This is a genomic window from Novipirellula sp., from assembly GCF_041583735.1.
Classification (GTDB): Bacteria; Planctomycetota; Planctomycetia; order Pirellulales; family Pirellulaceae; genus Novipirellula.
This window is the reverse complement of record NZ_JBFHFD010000315.1, coordinates 1-9,473: the sequence shown is the minus strand read 5'-3', so window position 1 is coordinate 9,473 and position 9,473 is coordinate 1. Positions and strand designations below refer to the sequence as shown.

The 9,473-nt window shown below is 55.7% G+C and carries 6 protein-coding genes; all 6 read left to right on the top strand.

Annotated features, from left to right (window positions below; translation table 11 throughout):
* Positions 1-109: 109 nt before the first annotated feature.
* The 6 genes from ABX962_RS20915 (at position 110) to ABX962_RS20890 (ending at position 9,320) form a co-directional block, all read left to right on the top strand.
* Positions 110-3,532 (top strand): DUF1583 domain-containing protein, encoded by a 3,423-nt coding sequence (locus ABX962_RS20915; RefSeq protein ID WP_372721974.1) that lies wholly within the window; start codon positions 110-112, stop codon positions 3,530-3,532.
* Complete coding sequence (locus ABX962_RS20910) at positions 3,529-5,610, top strand: DUF1583 domain-containing protein (protein WP_372721972.1); 2,082 nt, start codon at positions 3,529-3,531, stop codon at positions 5,608-5,610. Before ABX962_RS20915 ends, ABX962_RS20910 begins: the two co-directional genes overlap by 4 nt.
* Before the next feature lie 338 nt (positions 5,611-5,948).
* Positions 5,949-7,124: a DUF1559 domain-containing protein gene (locus ABX962_RS20905; protein WP_372721970.1), complete on the top strand. Its 1,176-nt coding sequence runs from the start codon at positions 5,949-5,951 to the stop codon at positions 7,122-7,124.
* 154 nt (positions 7,125-7,278) lie between these two features.
* Entirely contained in the window at positions 7,279-7,455 is a 177-nt protein-coding gene (locus tag ABX962_RS20900) for a hypothetical protein (RefSeq protein ID WP_372721968.1), read from the top strand.
* Between the two features lie 629 nt (positions 7,456-8,084).
* A complete protein-coding gene (locus ABX962_RS20895) occupies positions 8,085-9,107 on the top strand; it encodes a DUF1559 domain-containing protein (protein WP_372721966.1) in 1,023 nt (340 codons plus the stop codon).
* 54 nt (positions 9,108-9,161) lie between these two features.
* Positions 9,162-9,320: a hypothetical protein gene (locus tag ABX962_RS20890; RefSeq protein WP_372721964.1), complete on the top strand. Its 159-nt coding sequence runs from the start codon at positions 9,162-9,164 to the stop codon at positions 9,318-9,320.
* Positions 9,321-9,473: the final 153 nt, after the last annotated feature.

Here is a 9,473-nt window from a genome sequence, read left to right as displayed (position 1 = left end):
ACGTCGGGCGACTGCGTCGTGGGAACGGCTACAAATTCACGGCACGTCCACCCCGCCTCGATCGATTTTAAATTACTTGCACTTTTCGCCGACGCAACCTTGACATGCTATGAATCGCAATTGCACCGCTATCGATATTCACTGCGATCGTTCGCGACAGGCAACGATCGGATTGTTTCTTATCCTGATGGGGTTCGTCACGACAGACTACTCGCAAGCTGCAGAACCTGCCACCGAAGCATTACCGCAGAAAACGGATGGCCACGCGACCGATGCGGTGTTTGCGGAACAACACATCCCCGAAAGCGGAATCCTGATATGTGGTCGAGCGCGCAGCTTGCCACAGCGGCGTGCGTTTGAACTTCTGACCGATTGGATCCTGCCCAACGATCAACACTCGGGGTTCCGCGTGACTACCGATTATGTTGCACCCGACTACACCGCTGCAGCGACACCACCAACACAATCGGGCGGGCAAATCGTCTCGCCCGCAATCCTGTGGCTACGTCTGGCCAACGAGCTTAATGAAATCGAAGCAACTCGCACGGCGATCACTCAATGTCGCATTGACTCGCCCGGTAACCAGTGCAATCAAACGGCGCTACTCGCGCTGCTGGCGATCGAGGAAGATGACATCGCCTTGACCGGCGACTTGTTGGAAAAACTTTTCTCTCTGGTGCTCTCGGATCCCGGTTTGCTAGACGAGTCGCGGCAAGCGATTTTGTTGTGTGCCGATCAAGCGGGCCGGTCACCTGAATTAAGTGCGATTGTCATCGACCCCGTGCAAATGGTGATCCAGCATGACATCAAAGAGCTCCATCGATCTGCATGGCATCGTCATCTGGAGGCCGCTTTTGCAAAATTGGTCGAGCAATCGCAGCGGGAAGAGAACGTACAACATGCGACCGGTTTGTACCCAGGCAAACTCGACACAAATCAGTGGCACCGCGTCAGCCGAAGTTCAGCGATGGAGCATGGTCATGGCTATCCTGCAGCCAACTGGCACATCACTCGGGGGGCGGCGAGAAAGGTGTCGAGCCACAGCGACGATTTTTTGTTTTTCGCGTCACCGCTGCAGGGTCGTTTTGACATTGAAACCGATGTCACTGGATTCGGTTATCGCGATACGCAAATGATGATTGCCGGACAATGGACCGGGCTGATCTACGATCATTGTCACTATGCAATCGGAAACATTTCCGGCGAATTGAAACGCTTCCCCGTCGATCCGCCGATGCAGGACATCCATAGTCGCGGGTCGATTCACGTTCGAACAACGGTGCGCGAAACCGAGGCAACCACTTTCTTCAACGCCCGCCAGATTCACGTCCAACCGCTACCCCGGCATCGTGATCCCTGGATCGCCATTCGAAGTGCCTACAATACGCATGGGGGCGTCGATGATCTGAGGATTACGGGAACGCCCACAATCCCCGAGACCATTCCGCTGGTGACTTCGCCCGAGTTGACCGAATGGTACGACTACTTCGGCAATACCACAGCAGCCTCGCATCGATTGACCGATTGGAAGGGAAGCGTCCAAACGCAGCAAGCCGGCAACGCGGCAACGGAGATCACCGATGCTCGTGCGACGGAGCTTCCGCCGGGAAGCGGTGCCGAGCGGCTGCTGGTCTATAGCCGCCCCATCATCGAAGATGGTTCGATTGAATACGAATTCTGGTACACGCCCGGTGAAACGATCACGCATCCTGCGGTGGGTCGTAATTGCTACTTGCTCAGCGACGAAGGCGTTAGGCTGCACCAATTGACCGACGGACGCTACGAACGTTCGACGTTGCGAAGTGACAATGCAAGCGAGCTATCGGACGATCATCCAACGCTCTCGCTACTGGAAAATGCCTGGAACAAGATGCGGGTCGAAGTTGCCGGAGACCAGCTGCGTTTGCTGCTAAACGGAGCCCCCATCTACGAATCGACGCTGCAATCAGATCGTTTGCGGCGAAAGTTTGGGCTGTTTCATTACGCAGATCAATCGGATTTGCGAGTGCGAAATCCACACTGGACCGGTGACTGGCCAAAGCAGATGCCTGCACTCGATGCACAAAGCCTTGCTGTTTATGGCAACGCAGAACTTGATCGGACGGCCGAGGAATTGCCCGAGCTATTTGTCCAAGAGATTGACGCGCCGTCGATTCTCGATCGCAAGTTCACCGTGGTTACCGGGAACGCCAGTACCGATGTTCAGTCATCCGATGAGGGTGTGCGACTACTGCGGGACGGACAAGCAGGATATAGCGGAACACTGCTCGGTGCGGCGGTGGAAGTTGGCGGCGATTTTGATGTCGTGTTGTCCTATGACCAATTCGAATACCAGGCCGATGCCGGGAAAGTCGCAAGCATCCAAATGTACGTGCGAGCAAAAAACGAGGATTGCGACGTCGCCGCAGTGCAGTGCACGCAAGGCCGCGACGGCAAGTTCTCGGTCCAATGCATGAAGATGCAAACGATCAACGGCGAGGAGCGTCGACACTACTTCGGCCGTTATCCGACCGAAGCGACCGCAGGTCGCATTCGAATATGTCGCCGGCAAAACAAAATCTATTACCTGCATGCCGAAAACGATTCGATGCAGTTCCAATTGCTTGGCGAAAATGATTTCACCGCCGAAGATCTGCAGGAACTCGGGATTCAATTTGGAGTGCAAATTCAAGACGCCGGTGGCTATTCGCGAGCTCGGTTTACCAAAATCGAAATCCGAGCCGAGCGTTTAAGCGGTTTGGCGACCGAGTCCACTGATGCGATGTTGGCGAAGTTCAACGAGCAACGTGACCAACTTCCCGACTCGTTTCACTGCGACTTTCGTACCACGCCGCTGGACGAAGACGATTTCCATAGCTGGGGCAATTTGCACGGTTGGAATCGATCCACAGGCGGTGTGCTGGTCGATTCTGTGGGCACGGATCATTGGACGAGTGCCGGGATCTCGCTGAAACACATCATCCAGGGCGATTTCGATATCACGTTTGCCTTTGAGCCGAATGAGCTTGCGGTCCCCAAAGAGGGCGACTACACGCAAATCTTTTTGCAAGTGGAGACATCGGATGAGGATCGCACACAGCTTAACGCGATGCTGGTCAAATCGCCTCGCGGCGGGACCGTCAGTCAAGGGCAATCCCGCACCCAAAACGCTCAGGGATACAGCTATAACCGACTCGGAAGCTTGGGGATCTCAACGCCCGACTATCTGCGACTGCTGCGACGCGGCGAGAAAGTCTATTTCTATGCTGGGGTTGAGTCCGAAAAACAGGAGTATTTGATTGGGTCGACGAGCGCACCCGATGTGCCACTGAGTCCTTTCGGCGTTCGCATGATGCTGCATACTGGGGGCTCGGATCGCACGTCACAAATGTTGGTCAAGTCGATTGATGTCAAGGCGGATCAGCTAACGCGGTTTTCGCTTGCCCCAGTCGCAAACTCCGCTCCGAGCACGACCAAGCCACGCCCTACCATTCCCTCGACCAAATCGCTTCCCACCCGACTATTCGAATCCGTTCGCGGGCTGTTCCAATGATGATCACCAAGCTACTCCCAATCGCCACCCGACTGCTGCCGATCGTTTTCGTGACCGGGGTCATCACGTCGTGGTTGCCGACGACTGTGGATGCTCAAACCATCCCCGCGGATTCGACAACGATTCTGCAGCAACTGACCGAGCGTGATCTTGATCAGGCTCTCGAGTCGCTTGGAGAGCTTGTGGATCAGCCACTTGCATTCCGTGACTTTGCCTACAGCAGTTTGCCGTCGGCTGCAGCGGGCGTGAACCGTTCACTTGCTCAATTGAGTGCCGATGAACAATTTGATCGGTTGGAAAAGTGGACGCTGCCTTCGGAGGACCGGAAACAGGTTCGTCTATTGGCGGTTCCCGTGCCGACCGACGCACCGCCGAGAGTGTTTGCACGATCACTGGGCCAACGTCCCCTCGATTCGACGTTTGCAATCGCATCGGTGGGGCCGGTCCGAGGCTTCTTTTGCAGTGGGTGGATGCTCGTGCAAGCGGCCGATGAGGTGGGCCGATTGGCTCGACTGCGATCGACGCTCGAAGAATTGGAAACAGCCGACGTCGCCGGCGCGACCGAATTGCTGATGCTCGCCTACGTCGCGGGCAGCCGCGGCAACCTCGATCGTGTGAAAGCCTATTTGCAAACGCGTGTTGCTGACGATCCAGCGTCAGCCGGTGATTTGTCGCCCGACGCGATACCGCAAACTGCGATTGCCTCGGCCGCATTGTTGCACCCCGAACTGCAACCGGTCGCCGAAACCTTATTAAACCACTTGGTGGACCGTGCCGGTCAAGGCGATGCGATCGCATTGCGGCCGTTCCTGAGGATCGCACATGCCACCGCAGTCCAGGTTTACCGCGGGCAATCGAGCCCCGAAGTGTTGTTTGAGAACCGGTTGAAGTACTGGGTTCCCGCAACGGTCCGATCGTCGACCGAGATTCAGCGTGGGCAACCCCGCGGGGTGTGGCTCTCGCATGAAGGCCATCTCTTGCATCTCGCTGGCGGGAACACCGATGTGCTGCTGTTTCGCTTTCCGCTGATTGGCGAATTTGAATTTGTTTGTGAGACGCAGGAAGGCGGAGCGATCGGCACCGATGGCGGGTTGGTTTATGGTGGTCTGCAATTCCAAGCTCTCGGACGCAAGGACACGCTGCAAATTTGGGACGCCGACTCGGATCACCCCTTGATTCGCCCGTCGCCCTTCGCTCGCTACGACGTGCAGCCTGTATTTAATCATGTGTCGATTCATTCGTCCGATGACGGCGCCAAATTTGAGTCGAACTTTCACCCGGTTTGGTTCGACGACGCGGCGGTCGGATCAAGTCCATGGATTGGATTGAGAAGCTCGGGCACCAAACGGCCGGTGTTCCGAAACATTCAAATTCATGGAACGCCGACGATTCCTCGAGAGGTTCGGCTGACGTCTGGCGACCAGCTTCGAGGTTGGCAGTCGGGCTTTTTTGCAGAGACGAAGCCGCCGTTTCGAGCTGCGGGTGAAACGGAAAAGGAAACGACATCCGGTTTTGAGTGGCAGTTGCACTCGGGTGAGCTTCACGCAGCGAAACACGAGGATGATGCGGCCGCCCGCAAGCCAGGACTGCTGCAATACCAACGGCCGCTGCTCGATGGCGAAGCGATCCGATATGAGTTTATGTACGACGGAAATGCGACGATCGTGCATCCTGCGATTGGCAGACTCGCGTTTCTACTTGAGTCCGGCGGAGTTCGAGTCCGCTGGATCACCTCCGGGGAAACCGAATGGACTGGGTTGCAAAGCGACAACGCAGCGATCGAACCATTGAATCGGCGCGGCCCGCGACCATTGCCGCTGAAGGAAAACCAATGGAACGCCGTGGTCGTCAAACGATCCGGTGGCAAGTGTCATATCACGCTGAATGATGAACTGATTTATCAGCGTCCTGACGATGTTGACATTGCCCCCCAATTCGGACTCTACCGAGCGGAACGCACCGAGCCCTCGCGGGTGCGAAACGTGGTCATGACGGGCGACTGGCCTGAAACGCTGCCCGCTGATTTTGCGACCGAGCCACTCTGCGGGGCGGATCGGCCACTTCGTTCGCAGGATTGAACGAGCCGATCTAATGCTTTCCCAGGCGTGCCGCGTTTATCCGATGCGTGTCGCGTTTATCCGATGCGTGTCGCGTTTATCCGATGCGTGTCGCGTTTATCCGATGCGTGGTGAGCCGTCACGTCAAAATCGAGCCACGCAGCGGCAACGACCGATCCCAGGAACGCGAAAAATGCAATGGAATTGCGATGAGCTTTCGATTTAATGGCGGAAAACCCGGCGTCGCATATCATTAACGGCGTGCCGCAATACGTTAATGACGGGGGCATGACTGTCGTTATAATGGGGGTATCAGCGTTATCTTTTCTTCTCTTCTCTTCAAATGGCAGGTGAACGTTATGCAACGTAAATCACGTCGTGGATTCACACTCGTAGAACTTTTGGTCGTTATCGCGATCATCGGAGTCTTAGTCGGACTTTTGTTACCGGCGGTTCAAGCTGCACGTGAAGCAGCACGGCGAATGAGCTGTAGCAACAATTTCAAGCAAATTGGGCTCGCGATCCATAATTACCATTCCGCTTACAAGCAGTTGCCAACGCATGGCACCGGCACCGTGGCCCCTGATCCTGGGATCGACTGGTGGAGAAGTTCGGCAGTCGTTAACAACCGTCAACTCAGCATGTTAGTCGGCATTTTGCCGTTCATTGAACAACAAGCGTTATGGGAGCAGATTTCCAATCCCAACAACGTGGGCGGAACTTGGAACGCGATGGGGCCGACGCCTCAGAACATCAATTACGAACCTTGGGCCACCGATATCCCGGGATTCCGTTGTCCCAGCGACCCTGGACAAGGTTTGCCGTCGCTAGGCCGTTCCAACTATGCCGCATGTATCGGTGATTCTTGTGACGAAACCGCGTACGGACCATGGGCCAACAAACGAAAGATCGACGGGCCACGATCGCGAGCTTCGACCGCGCGTGGGGCTCATCGCGGATTTTTCAAGCCATTCGACAAAGGTCGATTCCGTGATGTGCTCGATGGGTTGTCCAACACGATCGCTGCAGGCGAAATTGCGACCTATTTGGGCGACCGCGACATCCGCTCGGTATTGCCTAGTTTCAGTGCCGGCAATAACAACGCAACGATGAGAACGATTCGCGACAATCCTAAGGCATGTGCGGTCAAAATCGAAACCGATCGCCCTCGCTACTGGATCAAGGCCAGCCGTGAATCACGTGCTCGTGGTTATCGCTGGGCCGACGCAAAAACGATCTTCACCGGTTTCACCACTATCTTGCCGCCGAACAGTGAAATCTGCTCACGCAGCAATGGAGACGACTTGAATGTGATCGGCAGCACGTCGAGCCAGCATCAAGGTGGCAGCCACGTCTTGATGGGCGATGGAGGCGTGAAATTCATCACCGATTCGATCGAAGCAGGCAACTCGACCGCCGGCATGGTTTGGAAAAATGGTACCGGAGCTCAAGCACCTGGATCGCAAAGTCCCTATGGCCTGTGGGGCGCACTTGGTACCCGCGCCAACAAAGAAGTCATTGATACTGAGTTCTAAAGCGGTAGTCCAATGGAATGTCGCACCACGCTAGATCTGCAGCGTGGTGCGACGCTGAAAATTAGATGGTCTTGTTTTCCGCTACGGCATCCACGGCCGTTTCGCAGTAATGACATCCAATTACATTCGCAAACATTCATAAAGGAAACTCAAATTGAATCGCCACTTCTTGCTCACACTGTTGATGCTGGGATCCTTCTCGCTCTCTGTCGGTTGTTCTGATCCGCAACCGGTGAATGTCACCGATGACGCCGATGCCGCCGCGATCGCCGAATACGAAGCCAACGAGGCTCGGTTGCAAGCGGAATCCGAAGCGTCAATGGACGAGTAGACGCCACATCGCGAACTCTCTCTTTTCTTCAGTGCGGTCGACAACGTTCGGCCGCACCGGGTAACACCGCTCTTAGGCTACCCGTTTTAGCCACGCGTCCTGGTTGCGTGACGCCCTATTCGTGGCTAGCGACAAAAACACAACGCTGCAAACGAGGTCGTAACGGAACTCGTCAACGGTTTGTTGATCTACTGAGCCGCGACGCGTCAGCAGTCGGGGCCCCCGTGCTACCCAGTGCTTTACGGCCCGCGGCTCACCGTTGCGTTTTGCAGTTGGATCAAATCAACAAGCCGTTGAAACTTCCACTACAAATTTCTCACACAGCCCCCTCCCTCATCTCTTCGTTGCCGCCGCATGCTGGGTGCAAAGTCCACCCCCAAAAGATTGCTCGCTTTCTTCTGCGATCCAACGCGACTGGTGATCACATTATCGCTGCTCCAACGGCACTTGGCGGCACCTTGCGACCCTTGGCCGCTCGCTGCCCTGGGGCACTTCACGATTCTTAAACAATCCTTTAGCTGCTCTTCATCTTCGTGTTCTACCTTCTCGCCACGTGGTCGTCCTCTGCATGGCGATCTTGCAACACATCGTGGTTACAGAACATCGAATTAGAAAATAAAGGACAGAGAATGAATGTGGAGATTACTCGAATGCGTCCCTCGGGCGCCATTCGAAAGAACGGATTCACGTTGGTCGAGTTACTTGTGGTGATTGCGATCATCGGCGTATTGGTGGGGTTGCTTTTGCCCGCCGTGCAGGCCGCTCGAGAAGCCGCCCGCCGTATGCAGTGTCAAAACAAGCTGCGGCAAATTGGTTTGGCGTGTCATAATTTCCAGGACACACGAGGGCACTTGCCAGGCGGTGGACGTGACGGCGACCATCGCGTTCCTGATCCACTAGAGGATTGCTGCCGATCGCAGACGCATGCCGGTTGGAGTTGGTCCTACTCGATTCTGGCCTACATCGAAGCCGACAATGTTTATCAATTGGCTAGCCAATCGGACGACCCTGACGTCGGCGACACGGGCTACAACAGCAAAGAGGACGTGGTGGCGCAGGCGACATCGCCGATTTACACCTGTCCCTCACGTCGAAATTCGACCTCGTATGGCAGCGGCAACTTTTATCGCGTGGACTATGCTGGCAATGCTGGCACCCGAGGACCAGGCGGCGTACGCGACAAAGCAAGCAGCGGGCTTGATGGCGTGATCATGCAAACCGATCGTGGCAAGATTCGCATTGAACAGATTCGTGATGGATCCTCCAACACGATCATGATTGGCGAGAAGGCGCTGCACCGGGATTCGTTCGGCAGCGAAGGTGGCGACAACGAGCGTTGGAACAACGCCGGTTGGGACGAAGACGTCATTCGCTTTGGTGCGGGCAAATTGGCCGACGGAACTCGCTACGGGATCACACCGATTACTGACCAGAAAGCGACCCATCAAGATGGTTCGTCTTGGACCACCGTCACCGATAAAGGGGGCGTGGTCTGGGGGCAATGGCACCCGTTCTTCGGTTCCTCACACCCCGGCGGCACCAACTTTTGCTTGGCGGATGGATCGGTGCGGTTTGTCGGCGAATCGGTCGACGGCGATCTGTTCCGTCGGCTGAGCGTTAGTGACGACGGTGAAATTGTTGAGCTCGAGTAGAACCCCACCCCACACGACTTCATTGAATATCGAAGGAACATAGAAAGAATTACGATGAAACCATTCTCGATCCTCCTAGTGTTGGCTCTTTGCGTGCAGACACTCGGCTGTGGCAGCGAATCCGTCCCCCAGCCTCCAACTCTTGATGCGGAAACTCGCGAAGCAATCGCAATCGAAGACAAATCGATTGACGACGCCGAAGCGAATCAGTAGCTTCAGTTCAACAACAGACCTGTTCGCAACACGATGCCAGGCAGCAACCACGGACGCCAGTCCGTGGTTAACTGCAGCGTCGATGACCTCACGTAGTCTAGGCTTCCAGCCTGGGAATCACAGCAAACCCAGGCTGGAAGCCTAGGCTACGTT

Excerpts from the sequence above, each read along its gene's own strand:
- ABX962_RS20915 (WP_372721974.1), top strand. The coding sequence starts at position 110 with ATGAATCGCAATTGCACCGCTATCGATATTCACTGCGATCGTTCGCGA.
- ABX962_RS20905 (WP_372721970.1), top strand. The coding sequence starts at position 5,949 with ATGCAACGTAAATCACGTCGTGGATTCACACTCGTAGAACTTTTGGTC.
- ABX962_RS20890 (WP_372721964.1), top strand. The coding sequence starts at position 9,162 with ATGAAACCATTCTCGATCCTCCTAGTGTTGGCTCTTTGCGTGCAGACA.
- ABX962_RS20910 (WP_372721972.1), top strand. The coding sequence starts at position 3,529 with ATGATGATCACCAAGCTACTCCCAATCGCCACCCGACTGCTGCCGATC.
- ABX962_RS20895 (WP_372721966.1), top strand. The coding sequence starts at position 8,085 with ATGAATGTGGAGATTACTCGAATGCGTCCCTCGGGCGCCATTCGAAAG.